The sequence below is a fragment of the Syntrophales bacterium genome (assembly GCA_030018935.1).
Lineage (GTDB): Bacteria > Desulfobacterota > Syntrophia > Syntrophales > CG2-30-49-12 > CG2-30-49-12.
On record JASEGZ010000004.1, the window covers coordinates 49,258 to 64,880 of the forward strand.

Annotated in this window: 10 protein-coding genes and 1 pseudogene; 2 read left to right on the top strand and 9 right to left on the bottom strand. The window is 45.1% G+C overall.

Annotated features, from left to right (window positions below; all coding sequences use genetic code 11):
* Positions 1-25: 25 nt before the first annotated feature.
* The 9 genes from QMD03_01735 to QMD03_01775 form a co-directional block, all read right to left on the bottom strand.
* Complete coding sequence (locus tag QMD03_01735; protein MDI6775954.1) at positions 26-1,606, bottom strand: acyl-CoA carboxylase subunit beta; 1,581 nt, start codon at positions 1,604-1,606, stop codon at positions 26-28.
* 29 nt (positions 1,607-1,635) lie between these two features.
* Entirely contained in the window at positions 1,636-3,171 is a 1,536-nt protein-coding gene (locus QMD03_01740) for a carboxyl transferase domain-containing protein (GenBank protein ID MDI6775955.1), read from the bottom strand.
* A 15-nt stretch (positions 3,172-3,186) separates the two neighbouring features.
* Positions 3,187-5,640 carry a pyruvate formate lyase family protein gene (locus QMD03_01745; protein ID MDI6775956.1) on the bottom strand — a complete coding sequence of 818 codons (2,454 nt, stop codon included), beginning with the start codon at positions 5,638-5,640 and terminating at the stop codon, positions 3,187-3,189.
* Positions 5,641-5,774: 134 nt separating this feature from the next.
* Positions 5,775-6,932 carry an acyl-CoA dehydrogenase family protein gene (locus QMD03_01750; GenBank protein MDI6775957.1) on the bottom strand — a complete coding sequence of 386 codons (1,158 nt, stop codon included), beginning with the start codon at positions 6,930-6,932 and terminating at the stop codon, positions 5,775-5,777.
* Between the two features lie 50 nt (positions 6,933-6,982).
* On the bottom strand, positions 6,983-8,143 hold the full coding sequence (locus QMD03_01755) for an acyl-CoA dehydrogenase family protein (GenBank protein ID MDI6775958.1): 1,161 nt from the start codon (positions 8,141-8,143) through the stop codon (positions 6,983-6,985).
* 32 nt (positions 8,144-8,175) lie between these two features.
* Positions 8,176-9,312, bottom strand: a complete 1,137-nt coding sequence (locus tag QMD03_01760; GenBank protein ID MDI6775959.1) for an acyl-CoA dehydrogenase family protein — start codon at positions 9,310-9,312, stop codon at positions 8,176-8,178.
* 144 nt (positions 9,313-9,456) lie between these two features.
* Positions 9,457-9,774, bottom strand: coding sequence for an acyl-CoA dehydrogenase family protein (locus QMD03_01765; GenBank protein ID MDI6775960.1), 318 nt, complete (start codon positions 9,772-9,774; stop codon positions 9,457-9,459).
* An 86-nt stretch (positions 9,775-9,860) separates the two neighbouring features.
* A complete protein-coding gene (locus QMD03_01770) occupies positions 9,861-11,030 on the bottom strand; it encodes a VWA domain-containing protein (protein ID MDI6775961.1) in 1,170 nt (389 codons plus the stop codon).
* A complete protein-coding gene (locus tag QMD03_01775; protein ID MDI6775962.1) occupies positions 11,031-12,554 on the bottom strand; it encodes an AAA family ATPase in 1,524 nt (507 codons plus the stop codon). It lies immediately after the preceding gene.
* A gap of 461 nt (positions 12,555-13,015) precedes the next feature.
* Between QMD03_01775 and QMD03_01780 the strand changes: the two are divergent.
* Both QMD03_01780 and QMD03_01785 read left to right on the top strand, forming a co-directional pair.
* Positions 13,016-15,121: pseudogene (locus QMD03_01780) on the top strand (pyruvate formate lyase family protein).
* 108 nt (positions 15,122-15,229) lie between these two features.
* Positions 15,230-15,595 carry a glycine radical domain-containing protein gene (locus QMD03_01785; GenBank protein MDI6775963.1) on the top strand — a complete coding sequence of 122 codons (366 nt, stop codon included), beginning with the start codon at positions 15,230-15,232 and terminating at the stop codon, positions 15,593-15,595.
* Positions 15,596-15,623 lie beyond the last annotated feature (28 nt).

Genomic DNA, 15,623 nt, shown 5'->3' on the forward strand with positions numbered 1-15,623 from the left:
TTTTCATAAAACTTTTGACAATATCTTAAAGAGGGATATTCCCATGCTTCTTCCAGGGTCTTACTTCTTCTTTATTTGCAAAGCAGGCTAAGGCGTTTGATAATTGCGGTCTTGTATCGCGGGGGTCTATTATATCTTGGATTAATTGCCGCGCTCCAGCATGATATAAGTTATTATATTTCTGGACGAATTCTTCTATCCTCTTTTTTCGAACCTCTTCGCGATTTTCCGCAGTCTTTAATTCCTTTTCATAAATGGTATTAACGGCGAGTTCTGGGTCTAAGAATCCTACTTTTGCCGTCGGCCAGGCAACTGTTAAATCTACTCCCATCGGTCCTGTGCCCATGACGAATTCAGCATAACCGGAACACTCCCCTACATAAATAGTAATCTTAGGGACAGTAGCCTCACAGATAGCGTAGGGAACCTTTGCCGCATGTCGTTCCAATCCTAACTCCTCTTGCTCTTTGCTGGGAAGAAAACCTACGCTATCTACTAAGAAAATTAGAGGAATATTAAACGCGTCACAGAACCTGATAAATCTCGCCATTTTATCCGAGGAATCCCTATCTATAGCGCCCTGCATTACTTGAGGATTATTGGCCACTATTCCAACTGTCTGGCCACTTAGGCGGGCGAGACCTATAATTGCGTTTTTTGCATAAACTGGCTTTATCTCGAAGAAATGACGGTTATCTATGAGACGATAGATGATTTCATACATATCTCTCTTTTCAGCAAGGTTCAACAGCTCCTCATCTCTCCGGGTGGAAGGGTCGCCAGTATCAATGATAGGTGGTCGTTCTCTATAGTTCGATGGCAGAAAACTCAAAAGCTCTCTGGTCTTTCCTATTCCCTCTTCATCAGAATCAACGACCAAATCAGAAGTGCCACTTATTTCAGCATGAACCTCAGAGCTTCCAATATCTGCATAAGTCACCACCTCTCCTGTAACATCTTTAATTGCCGGAGGAGAACAAAGAGCCATGAAAACTTCAGGACTTCTACGCATGATCAAGAAATCTTTTAGTATGGGCGAATAGGAAGAACCTGCGAATTGCGGCCCCAGCAGTAAAGCGATCTGTGGTATTACCCCTGATGCCCAGGGAGGGGAATACATAAAGCTTCCTGTTTCACCTATTCCGTAGCCACTAATGGGTGCCCTAAACGTAGGTTCACCCATCATGTCTTGTATCCTTATCCCGGCACTATCCACTATTCCCACATAAGGGATCATCATTTTGGTAGCTGTGTCAATTGCTTTGGTTACTTTGCTATGCTGCACCGCAGATTGCGTCCCGCTCATTTCGGTAAAATCATGGGCGTATGCATAGACCCAACGCCCATGTACTTTGCCAAAACCGATAACCACTGCATCGCCAGGAAGGGATCGGGCATCAATATCATCAAAGCCTGTCCTCATAGGCTGAGCCCATAACTCTGATTCATGGAAGGTTCCTGAATCAAAGAGCAACTCGATCCTTTCCCTGGCTGTTAGCTTCCCCTTTCCACGCTGTCTCTCTATTTCCTTTGGCCCGCCTCCTAACTTATTCTTCTCCCTCTCCTGTTCTATTTCCCTGATTTTTTCTCTTATTTTTCCCTCCATTTCACACCTCGCTAAGGGGATAACTGATATTACAAATTGATATTCTCGTGCTTCCTCGGCGGTCTTCCTTCTTTTTTATCGGCTGTGCTTTTTAATGCTCTGATAATAGCCTGTCTTGTTAAGCGCGGATCAATGATGTCCTCGTTTGTCTCAGAAGAAAACCTCTGTACCTGCACTTCCATTACCTCAGTTCCTCTGCGCTTTATTTCCGCCGCTTCTTCAGGGGTTTTCGCTCGCTTTATCCTGCCCAAATAAACGACAGAGGCGAGCGCGGCAGCTCCCATTACTCCACGCTCTACAGTAGGCCACGCTAAATAGCGGTCTGCCTTAGTGAAATTCACCGGCATAACTAACTGTGCCCCGCCATAAAGTTTCCTTACAATTACATTGATCTTAGGGACGGTAGCTTCTGAGGTGGCATGTATCACCATAGTGCCATGACGAAGGATACCTTTACGTTCCTCAACAGCACTGGGTAAAAACGCAGGACAATCAGAAAAATATACTATTGGTATATTAAAGGCATCACAAAATCGAGTAAAGCGAGCATGCTTATCTGCGCTATCGGTATCTTCACATCCTCCTTTCCAACCTGAGTTATTCGCTATTATTCCTGCAGTTTGCCCATTAAACCGGGCAAAACCCACGCTTAAATTTCGTGCGTAATCTCTGTTAACTTCAAAATAATAACCGTTATCTACCGCCCTTTTAATTACTTCACGGGTATCAAACCACTTACTCAGGTCAGCCGGCACTACTTCGAGGATATCTTCCATCACCCTATCAGGGTCATCTCCAGTCTCAACAATGGGAGGCATTTCCTCGTTATTTGATGGCAAAAAGCTTATTAATTCTCTACATTTTTCCAAACAATCACCTTCATCTCTTGCCAGCACACTACAGCATCCGCTTCTCCCTGAGTGCATTTTAGCATCGCCTATCTCCCGGCCAGTAACCAGCGGGGGTGGGGGAGCCACGTGCATATAGCTTGTCCCTCTGACCATGAAAACAAAATCTGTTAGGACAGCCGATAATGCGGCAGGCCCGACGCAAGGACCCATTACAAGCGAAACCTGAGGAATTACCCCCGAGGAAAGGGTCTGGAAACGCATCATCAAACCTGGAGTAAAATGACTGTGAGCATGAACTAAGTTTTGTATTCTCATCCCTTCCGAGTCATACATCCCTATTATAGGACATCTTTCCTTAAGGGCCTTCTCCATTACGGTAACTATTTTCCTGATATGGTTTTCAGCCATAGTGCCGCCTAAAACGGTAGCATCCTGCGCCCAAACGAAGACAGGTCGCCCGTTTATTTCCCCTTGCCCCACAATCACAGCGTCTCCAGGAGCATCTACCTCATCAATATCAAAACCTGTTTTGTAGGCCGAACTCCAAAGATCTATTTCCTGAAAACTGCCCTGGTCTAGAAGCTTCTCTATTCTTTCCCTCGCAGTGAGTTTACCCTGCTGGTGGACCTTCTCTATCTCGGAAGGTCCACCTCCCCATTTCAACCTTTTGATCGTTGCTTCTCTTTCTTCCCATTTATCCCTTAAAGTGACCATTTATTTTCTCCTTCTTCATGCGGCAAGCTCCTGCTCAGTTCTGGCGATAATCTGATCTTGAAGCCCCTTCTCTAAATCAACGAAGTAAGCGCTAAAGCCAGCTACCCGGATTACTAAGTCCCCATACTCTTCCGGATTTTGCTGGGCATCAATGAAAGCTTCCCTATCCAGAACATTGAATTGGATATGGTGAATCCCTAAATCAACGAAGGTGCGAAGGTAGGAAGCAAAGACATCTTTATATTCCTCAGTTAGATACTGAGGGGTAAATTTTTGATTAAGTAGATGGGTCATAGTCCCCTTATGGTCTATCTTAGCCACAGAGTTGAGGACCGCCGTGGGACCTTTCTTGTCTGTGCCAATCTCAGGGGAAATCGTCCCATCATTGACGTTTTGACGGTCTTTCCTCCCATCAGGAGTGGCCCCAAGAAGCCCACTATAGGCAAAATAGGTAGCGCCCCCTGTGCCATCCTCAAGCCAGTCTCCGCCCCAAATGTTCTTAAAGCTCCTGATAACCTGCGTAGTTCTTGAGTAGATATCCCTTGCCAGCGAATCAACATAATCATCATCGTTGCCGAATTTGGGGGCATTGATGAACATCTGGCGTAGCTCTTCTTTCCCTTCCCAGTTGTTTTTCAAGGCGTCTATAAGTTCATCCATAGTAACCTTTTTCTCATCGAAGATGAGTTTCTTTATGGCGGCTAAGGAATTAACCAGGGTTATTTGCCCCACAGGTTGAATAATCGTATTAGGAAAGAATTTATAATGCCGGCAATCCTTAGCATTTTCAATACAACCGTCGAGCAAGGCGGAAAGGAAAGGCTGATATAAATATTTCCCATCCAGAACATCCACCAGGTTACAAATAGCAATATGTCTCTCCATAAAAAATCTTAACTGGGTGAGATAGGCTTGTATCACATCCTCTATGGAGGTCCAGGTGCGTGGATCACCGCTATCAACACCCCACTTCTTACCGCTGAATTTATTCCACCCCTGATATAGGGCATACTCTAAGTGTTTGGGTAAAACTTCATAGCCCCCCAGGGCGCGACAACCTAAAGGCTTGCCCGGAATGGCCCATCTCATGCACCCTTCAGTGGAGTAATCGAGGGCGTCCTCATGGGAAATACCAAAGCTTTCAAGGTAGGGAATCATCATTTCGTCGTTGAAGAAAGAGTAAATGCCGGCATTTATCCGTTGTGAGTCAGCGATCTTATATAGGAATTGCGTTGGAGTATCCCTGTGAAGCCTTATCGCCAGTGCCGGCTGAGCTAACTTTGTCGTATTAGCCGCATCCATGGCTAAATAGGTCATCTCATTGGTGACATCTTTTCCCTCACGGGTCTGCCCTCCCAGGGTCAAAACCCGCGCCGTCATTAAGGTCATGCCACCACCCGCCTGCACCGGAGGGACCAATTGTCCTTCCTCATTCATCTTGAGGAAGAGGTGCTCTACCAGTTCCTGGGCCTCGAGCCTGGTAAACCTCTTCTCCTCTTCTACATCCTTCCTGTAGAAGGGATACATAATCTGGTCAAATCTATCCCCTCCTCCAGGCGTCTGCAGGTCAAGTATGCGAGTAACAAGGAATATAAACCAGTAGCACTGGAGAACTTCATGGAGAGTTCGGGCTGGATTTGCTGGCACCTGCTCCCACACCCGAGCCATCTCCTCCAACTCCTTCTTCCTCTTGCCATCCGTCTCCCTCTGCGCCTCCTCTGTTAACTTCTCTGCCCACCTTTGCCCATATCTAATGCCTGCCTCTAAAGATATTATAACTGCTTGAAGAAACTGCTTTTTATCCAGATAATCGGCGGCAAGGTATTCATCTGGATTTGAATCAAGTTTTTTTAGCCTCTCCTTTGCCTCCTCTAATATCCCCTTCAGTCCCCATTTAAATACCTTTTCGTAATTAGCTACTCCGGTGCGCCCACCGTGCAGCCAGGACATAGCTCCATGGTTATTGTAAAACCAGTAAGGTAGCACTTCGGGAGGGAGCAATTGTCTTTCCATCCCATGCACCGCTTTATTTGAGAAGTACTTATGAATTTCATGAAGTTCCTGCCTCTCCTCGTCGCTGAGCAGGGTTTTATAGTCCGTATCGAGGGCTTTATCCAGCCACCTCCACCAAAGCTCAGGATAGGTGACCACACTATCGGGCTTACCATTAATATTCCCCACGATCCGTTCATCAGGGAGGATGTACAGGGTCATATTATCTAAAAGCTTGGCTAAGCCCCTCGCTCTTTGAAGCACTGGTGGTTCCCCTAATGCCTCAGCTTCCTTATATCCCATGGCGACTAAGCGTGCCCTCTCGATATCAAGTGTTATACCTTCACGATAAGGGATGCGCGCTACATCCTTTTCCCCAGCCAATATCCTCCCTTTACCCCTCATAGCCTTACTCCAATAGGCTCTTCGCTTTCTCATCTCCTCTGTAATTCTCTTTTCAGTTTCTACCTGGGCCATTTTGCTAACCTCCTTTTTTGAAACTTAAGAACCTTCAGTCACTTAGAACAAAGTCCCATGCCGCTTTCCCATTGAATTAGAATAGCATACCGATTTTCCGCAATAATACAACTCTTGTTTGCCATGCAAGAGATTCAAAGAGAATCATTTATCGTGCCATTTAACACGGCCCTTGCAGTATGCACTCTCGCGATCTGATTTGTCCCTTCCATATAATGAGAAGATTTTATGTCTCTCATTATTCTCTCTAATGGATGATCCATCATATATCCATGCCCGCCTAAGACATCCATCGCATAATTAGCCACCTCAAGTGCCTTCTCAGTGACAAAACATTTAGTAAGCGCGGCAAATCCTGGAGTTCTCTCCTTTTTCTTTGGATCGTCCATCATAGAAGCAACTCGGTATAACAGAGAGCGAGAAGCCTCTATACGTATAGCCATTTCCGCAAGCAGCATCTGAACTGCCTGGAATTCAGATATCTTCCTGCCAAAGGCTACTCTCTCCTTAGCGTATCTGGTGGCGTAATCCAAAGCGGCTTCAGCTGCACCGAATGCCGTAGAAGCGACATAAAGGCGAGTGGGATTTATTGCCTCAAATCCCAATTTCATTCCCTCCCCTTCACCACCTAGCAGATTCTCCTTTGGCACCCGGACATCTGTTAAAGAAATGTCTGCTGTTGGTCCACAATGCTTCCCCATTTCTTCATTTATTCTCTCTATATTTACTCCTTCTGTTTTCCTATCTACCACAAATGCTCCTATTCCATCTAACCCTTTTTCTGGACTCAATTTGGCAAAAAGAACATAGAAATCTGCCACTCCCCCTTGTGTGACAAAACATTTTCCTCCGTTTATAACATATTCATCTCCTTCTAAAACAGCCTTTGTTCTTATTGCTCCCACATCACTCCCCGCATCAGGCTCAGTTATGGAGAAGGCGGGGAATTCACCATCAGCTAACCTCTTGAGATATTTCTTCTTCGCTACTTCATTCTTTGATCCCTTAAAGCAATTCACTACCGATGACGGCGCCCCTAACATATAACCCACCACTATACTTGCTTTAGAAAGCTCCTCTATGCCTAAGCAGTTCATAAGAACACTGTCATATCCTCCATACTCTTCAGGAAGGGGCAGCAAATGGAATCCGTGATCTATCAGCATTTTGGCGACATCGAAAGGGAAATCCCCAATTTTATCTATTTCCCCCATCTTCGGCTCTATTTCCTTGGATACTATCTTTCTAATTGCTTGCTGCACCATCCTTTGTTCTTCGGTAAGTTCATACATACTTCCTCTACACCTCCCCTTCTTACTTAACTTTCTCAAATTTAATTTTTCTATCCCTCACCTCTCGGTAGATTCAACCCTATTCTTGCGATGGTATTTCGCTGAATTTCTGAAGCTCCTGCCGAAATATTGCGGCGGGCTGCATGGCGATAGAGACGCTCTATTCTTCCCATAAGGGGGGCCGAGGGGGAACCTTTCTGTAATTGACCGCAGGGTCCCATAATTTCCATCGCCGTATTACTGAACCTCCTCATAAATTCGGTCATATATACTTTGACCATGGGCGCCTCCCAATTTGGGGCCATCTTATTCTCTATCAGCCATATCACACGGTAGGCAATAAGATACAACGCCTGTAACTCGGTGGCCAGTTGGGCCACATGCTGTTGAACGAGAGGATCTTTGCCAAGCCCCTGATCTTTAATGTAGCCGACAAATTCTTCAAAGATACGTCGCAGCTCTCCCATGGGTAAAATCCTCTCGTAGGAAAGGGCAGTCAAGATATAATAAAACCCCCGGTTTTCTTCACCGACCAGATTCTCTACCGGAACCTTAACATCATCATAAAAGACCTCGTTGCTCCTCTCACCATCCATAACCCATAAGGGGCGCACCGTGATACCCGGAGTCTTCATATCAACAATCAAAAGGGATATCCCTTTATGTTTGGGGACAGTGGGGTCTGTCCTGACGGCGAGCCATACATATTGAGTAAAATGGCATCCCGTGTTAAAAGTCTTCTGTCCATTTACGACGTAAAAATCCCCTTTTTTCTCCGCCCTGATCTGCAGATTGGCCAGGTCTGAGCCGGCTTCCGGCTCTGTGTACCCCAGGGCAAAGTCAATCTCCCCCCTGGCTATCCTGGGAAGGTACTCTCTCTTCTGTGCCTCACTTCCGGAATGAAGCAGCATAGGTCCTACAATCGTAACACCGCAAAGACCTAATGGTAAAGCTCTGTGGTACGACACTTCATCGGTGAGAATAAACTGCTGCCAGCGGGTGGCACCCATTCCTCCATATTCTTCTGGAAAAGCAGGAGCCAACCACTTTTTCTTGCCCAGCCTGCGCATGAGTTCCCATGTATGTGGCCCTATCCCTATCTCTGTCCCCCTTTCCACCTCTTCAATCATCTCCTCGGTTACCTCTGCATCCAGGAAATGACAAACCTCTTCTCTAAATCTCTCTTCTTCCGGTGAAAAACGAAAATCCATCCCAATCACCTCTTTCTTATTTTCAAGTTAAGTTAGTTAAGTCCCATTTCCCTGGCCACTATCCCCCGTTGAAAGGTGCCGTTACCTAAGGATAGAGCTGCCGCCTTGGCACGTCGGAAATAAAGTTGCATGTCGTGCTCTTTAATTAAACCCGTACCACCATGTATCTGCTGGCCTAAGGTGGTAATGTTGATATAGGCATCACTGATAAACGCCTTCGCCATTGCTATTTCCTTTTCACAGGGGATTCCCTCACTTAGCATCCATGCCGCATAGTAGGCAAGGTAACGAGAACAATCAAGATCAATGGCCATATTGGCACAGTGGTGTTGGATAGCCTGGAAGCTTCCTATGGGACGATTAAATTGCACCCGCTGTTTGGCATAATCTACTGTCATTTCCAGAACCTTTTGCGCCCCGCCGACCATCTCCGCACATTTAGCCAGAGCGGCTCGCTGCAATGTCCTTTCTAAATCTGCCGTACTCTGCTCCCCGTCGCCAAGGAGGTTTTCTGCAGATACCTTCACATTATCAAATTTTATTTCAAACAGCTTATCCCCTGAAATGGTCATAAGAGGAGTAATGGATATACCAGGGCTTTCTTTATCTACGAGGAAAAGTCCCATAGCAGGACTCCCATTTTTTTCTCCCTTACCTCTTGTAACACAAACCATCCAGTCGGCAATATGGGCATCAGGTACACAGAGTTTGATACCATTTAGAGAGAAAGTATCTCCCTCCCTTCTGGAAGTCATCTCGATCTTTGCTACATCGGAGCCCGATTGAGGTTCAATTATAGCCATGGTTCCCAGGGATTCACCGTTATTTATAGCAGGAAGCAGCCTTTTCTTCTGCTCTTCGTTACCGATATTAAGGATACTCTGTGCCCCCAGGAGGATAGTGGAAAAGAACCAGCTCGGTGCGCACGCTCTTCCCATTTCTTCCAGAAGCACCGCAAGATCAAGGAAATTACCTTCACTGCCACCATATTCAGATGGGAATATTAAACCCAGCCAGCCCATCTCTGCCATCTTCCGCCAGAGGGGAGGGGAAAATTCCCTCTTCCCTTCCTCTATCTCCCGTACCAGGCTTGTTGGACACTCTTTTGCCAGAAAATTCCGGGTAGTTCTCTTTATTATCTCCTGTTCTTCATTCAAGGATAGATTCATTTTTTATCTCCTTTCCATAAACTCCAAAGTTTTTAAGTAAGAAATCCCATTTCTACGCAAAGTTAATTTAAGTTATATCCCGGCTTCCGGAAACTATTGTGTAACTCGTTGATTTGATTTAGCATCGCTTTTCATTTTTATGGACTACATGATCATTTTCGGCATTTTGAGTTGCATTTTGCTTATCAGTTCTCTCTGTTGCGCGTTGAGCTTAACCGGCTTCCGTGCTGTTTTGCCCGAAAGCTCCTCTATGCCTAAGCAGTTCATAAGAACACTGTCATATCCTCCATACTCTTCAGGAAGGGGCAGCAAATGGAATCCGTGATCTATCAGCATTTTGGCGACATCGAAAGGGAAATCCCCGATTTTATCTGTTTCCCCTATCTTCGGCTCTACTTCCTTGGATACTATCTTTCTAATTGCTTGCTGCACCATTCTTTGTTCTTCGGTAAGTTCATACATACTCCCTCTACACCTCCCTTTTTTTAACTTTCTCAAATTTAATTTTAAGTGATATATTTAGCTTTACCCATCCTTTGAGATCTGCTTCAAATAGACCTCCCGCCGATACTCTTCCGGGCAGATAAATAGTCCTCAATTATTACCCTTCCCAGATTATCCGAAGAGGTAAAGAAGACACGACCCGCATTAATTTTAGCCAGTTGAGAGGCAAAATCTTTCAGCCCTGGTTTTTCCCCCAACATTATTATATTCAGGGTAATGTCTTCCCTTCTGTATTGGAGGGCTTCTTTTTTTACACCGGGTGCCGCTTTTTCAAATCCCACATACTTGCCATTTTCCGTATTAGGTTCGGTATCTGTAATAAGGTATACTTGTTTGTTTCCCCTTTCATTGCACAGAGCCCTCCTGCCGGCCAGTAGAGCGGCCTTTATATCTGTAGTGCCACCTAAAAGATTTATATTTAAGATATCCCAGTAGGATATTTCCTTGATCTGCGAGGAGTAAACGATAACCTTTAAAGTGTCGCCCGGTCTTTTTGTCCTCGCCAGAGCCAGACAGGTGCTGATGGCCGCATCTCTTTTCTCCTCACCCATGCTTCCGCTTTCATCAATCAATAAGGCCATGCTGATTTTACTTTCGTTGTTTTTCTCAAAAACCTCAAAGTCTTCCCGTTCTAAGGAAATAGGAGACTTTCTTCCTCTATGAGCATCGGAGATATTCTTTTCCGTTAATGCCTTTCTCTTTAGAGAATTAAGAAGTGTTTTTTGAATATCAACAGATCCGTAGGCATCGCCATACTTATATTTCCTCGTAGATAAGGCCAATTCCAGACCATAGCCCACCTCTTTTACTTTATAGGTGCCGGCTTCCCTTTTTTTCATCAGATTTTCCAAATTGACCCTTGCTATATCTGCCAGTTTTTGACCGCCTTTTTGAGTTATTATCACCTGACCTTTTTCCAGTTTTAGATCGCCCTGCTCAACATACCTTTCCAGGCAACCCTCTACATCTGCCGGTAGAATCCCATCGGCAAGATTTTCATAGCCACCCTCCACTTTAATATGATCCCCCGGTTCTTCACCCCTCACCCTTTTCTTGACATGTTCGAGCGTTTTATCCCTGATGCTCCCCTTGCCGCCGTCCCTGAGATACTTGAGTAAATCTCTTACGGTGCGATTTTTAGAATAGGCAAGCTCCTGCAAAATCTTATCCTGTTCCTCTTTCTGTTCAAACATGCATCTCTGGCAGAGTTCCATTTATCCTCTCCCCTTTGCCCAGCCGATCATCGCCGGGGTAAAAATCCTGCCTTTGATTTCCTCTTCCGCTATTAGATTGCCGTGTAAGGCCGTATTTAAAACAGTCTCAAAAGCTGAATAGTTATATTGTTCCAGGGTTTCCTGGTCAGCGGCAGCCGGTTCCGTAAAGACTTCCTTCTCCCGTTCATTGAGCAACTCACCCTTTACCTTTTCCATTCCCACCATTTCCATTTTCTTTATAACCCGGTTTAATTCCCCATATTTCTGAAGTTTAAGGGTGAGATTTTTAATTTCTTCAGAACATAAGATAACCTGCCTTATATCCTTCGCCAGTCTTTCCCTGTCACATTCTGCGAGGATAGAAAATCTCAGATTTTCAAAGGCGTTCCACAGTAAATCTTCGCTTACCTCATCGGTACGCTTAAAACTCTCCTCAGGATTTTCGAAGTCTATCAAATCAGGTTTCAATTCTATGCGACCGCGCAAGGCCAGCTTTAATCCAGCAACGGCATCCTGCAGATACCCCACTTTTCTATTTTCCAGTTCAGCACTGGCATAGGTATGGTCGAGCGCCCTGTAACTCCCCCTGAGACTTGTCCTTCTGTCTAACAACCCACATTTGCGGCTGTGACTTATACTTTCATTCAAAAGATGCATTATCCACCAGGGTAGTACTACCTTCCTTTCATTCTCTTTCATGTTTATCTTCTGGGGGAGGCAATCCTCTTCTCTTCCCATATCCTGTAAGTAGTTCTCGGTTTTAAATTTTTCTCGCAGCATAATCTCCATTTCTATCTCTTTAGTGGGCAGGGGCATATAGATCAGTTCTAACCTGTCTAAGAGGGGACGTGGAACCTCATTAACATGGGAAAAACCCTGCGGATTGCCAGTAGCCACGAGGACAATATCAAGAGGATGCTCCCAGTTGTACTCTTCGAGGATGGCTTTCTTCTCCTCCAGGATAGGGTGTAACAGAACCTGAACCTTGGTTCGAATAGCCGGCAATTCATCAATAAATAAGATGCCCCGATTAGCCCTGAAGATACCTGTGGCGGCAAAGGCCATGGCATCCGTTGGGCTTCTGCCCTGGACTATGGCCTGAATATCTACCAGGCCCAGTAATTTTGCTTCATCAGTATAGTCATTGCCCTGAATGCGGGAAAATCTACGTTCACCCGCTACCAGCTCATATTCTCTTACCGGATCTTCAATGCATCTTGGACATAATAAATGAGCAGGCCACTTCGGATCATCATTATAAGGGCAATTTTTTATCCTCGGGATGGGAGATAAAAGCCTGGTCAAAGATTTGGCTAACCTTGTTTTCCCTGTCCCCTCTTCAGAAACCAGATAAATGTTGTAGCCGGAAAGTAACGCCCGTAGAACATCTCTTTTTGTTTCCTCCCGGCCTTGAATGTCCGGCAGTATCTCTTCTCCTTTCTTAATTTTCTGTAAAATGGAAGCCCTGAGTTGATTTACTACGGAAACTGGCTGGTAGCTGTCCAGATTAAATCTACTTTTCACGAACTTATCCCCCTTAAATTTTACGACTTAGAGCAAGAAGTCAGAAGATCGGACGCAAGAGACCGCCGCTATAACGCGGGGCCACGGAAGCGCCGCTTGTTGTTTCCACCAAGTAATTGCTTTTCTACATTTTAACAGGATTGTATGAAAAAGTCGAAACCGAAAAAAATCTTAATTCGCACTTGGAGCTTAAGAAGTCTAGAGTCTGAAGTTAAGTAAAGGTTCTGCTCACGACTCCTGACCCCCGACTCTCGACCTAAGAAGAATTTTGCAGAATTAAAAATTTCATGATAAGAGTAGTAAACTACCTTCACTCGAACAATTCGAAAATCTTTTAAATCATCGTCTCAAATAACGAAAGGGGGGATTTTAATTAAAGGGGATGCGGTAGTAATAAGTAATTCCAAAAGGGAAGGTTGTTTCATTTAACATTTAAGGAAATAAGAAAGGAGGAAGGTACGATGGGAGAGATAATTCCAAAACTGGGGACGATTTCATTTGAGGACCAGGCAAAAAAGGCCAGGCCTTACGATTGGGGATTTGGTTGTACACCCAGGGTTGCTAAACTAAGGGACGATTGCTATTCAAAGGCGGTAATAATAAAAGATTGGGCTGATGTTGTTAGTGGATTGGGTGTGGTCAGCTTCCGAAAGGATGTAAGACTCGATGTTGATAGGGCAAGGATTGTTACGAAGGCTTTTAAAGAAACTGAAGGGAAACCGGTTGTATTACGAAAGGCAGAAGTTATGTCCAGGTTATGTGAAGAGATGCCCATCTTTATTAAACCGGGAGAGCTTATTGTGGGGGATCCTAATAGTGCACCCGATGAGGTGAGGTGGTATCCTGAAATTTCCGTATCCTATATACCGGAGTCATTGGAAACCGGCTTTAAGCATATGGTAACGCCCGAAGAGAAAAAAGAGATACTCGAGGAGATTTATGATTACTGGAAAGACAAATCACAGGAATGTTTAGTAGAGTCGGTTCTGCCAAAAGAGGTATCGCCGTTTGTACATCGCTCTCCAACTAACCCATGCTTTTTTGCAGATCTCTGGAATGCCGGACGGACATTGATGGACTATGATTACGAAAAAATTTTCCAGGGAGGTGTCAAAGGAAGGGTTGAAAAGGCAGAAGCAAAACTTAAGGAATTGGAAAGTAAATCCTTTGAAATGCATCCTGCTGATTATATCCATAAGAAGAATACCTGGGGAGGTATGATTAAATGTGGAAAGGCGCTGATCAGATTTGCCCAAAGATATGCTGAACTTGCCAGGGAACAGGCGCAAAAAGAGCAGGACCCAGTTCGCAAAAAGGAATTAGAAGAGATTGCAGCCGTTTGTGAGTGGGTCCCGGCAAATCCCCCCCGTACTTTCCAGGAAGCGCTCCAGTTTTTCTGGTTTAATGAGGTAGTTGGCAGGTTTCTTGCGATACCCGGCAATGGTTCGGGGTGTAGACTTGACCAGGTATGGTGGCCTTACTATGAGAAAGATATGAAAGAAGGAAAACTCACCAGGGCTAAGGCATTAGAGATGATAGAATGCTGGATGCTGAAAGTTCAGGAGGTAGGCAACTATATCGAACATCCTCAAACCTTCTCCCTGACGGCTGGCACTGATGTACTCTATACGGCCAATATTGGCGGTTCGAGGCCTGATGGAAGGGATGCATCAAATGATCTGACCTGCCTGGTCCTGGAAGCAATGGCCGACGTTCGGATCAATCAACCTCCTGTCATGTTCCGTTATCACCGTAATGTAAATCCTGATGTAATAGAGAGGGTTATTGAACTGATCCGGGCTGGGACCGGTCATCCGGCAATTTTTAATGAGGAACTACTGGAGAGGTGGGCATTGATGCGTGGTTATTCTCTTGAAGATGCCAAGAGGACCCAGGCGGCGGGGTGTGTGGCCATGACTTGTACAGGCAAACCTCTTTCTTCAGGTTTTTTCCCGGTAATAAGTTTTTTAGGCGCGCCCAAGATGATGGAATATGCCCTTTACCAGGGGAAAGATGCCTTTAGCCAGTAAAAGCGGGATTGGGGCCAGAGCCCCAATCCCTTTATTTTTGAAAGGAGGATAAATTCCATGGAAAGACCGAAAACCAAAGATCCGAGGGAGATGAAATCAGGCGATGAATTACTCGATGCTATATGTGAGCAATTAGACTTCTACACAAAAATAGCTGTTCTTTCTCATAATATAGGTCATCAGGTAATCATGGATCATAACGCAGATCCTCTTAATTCTTTGATGCTCGATGAGACTTTGGAGCGTGGTGATGATCTGTATAAGTATAATCTGGAGTTTGACAGCGAGCCCCAGTTAATCTCATTAGGTTTTGTAAATGTCGCTGATTCACTGGCAGCCATCCAAAAACTGGTTTTTGAGGAGAAGAAATATACGATGGATGAGCTTCTTTGCGCACTGAAATCAAATTGGGATGGTTATGAAGAGATGCGTCAGGATTTCCTTAATGCTCCCAAGTACGGCAACGACGATGACTATGTTGATGAGTGGGCGGTAAAGGTAAAAAGGAGAATGTACGAAACTGTTCACAACATTAAAGATGCATGGGATAACCCCTGTATCATAGATGGAAGTTCGGTAATTGCTTATCAGGCAATGGCTTTAGGCATTGGAGCCACACCCGACGGCAGGATGATGTCCGATATTATGGCTGATGGTAGCTTTTCGCCTGCGGCGGGCGCTGACAAGAAAGGTCCTACAGCGGTACTTAACTCCGTGGGCAAGGTGCCTTTTCTCCATACCGGCCTCTTTAACCAGCGCTTTATGCCGGCATTTCTTGAGGGAGAGAACAAAAAACTCTTCGCTGAATATTTGAAAGAATGGTATGAAAAGATGACTATCCCCCATATCCAGTTTAATGTAGTTAACTCTGAAACTTTAAGAGATGCCCAGCAAAATCCGGAAAAGTACCCCGATCTCCAGGTAAGAATCGCAGGCTATAGCGCTTACTTTATTGATATACCAAAGGAGACGCAAGACAGCATCATTTGCAGAACGGAGCATAGCTTTTAACTTCAGATTAAGTCAATTAACCCTATAA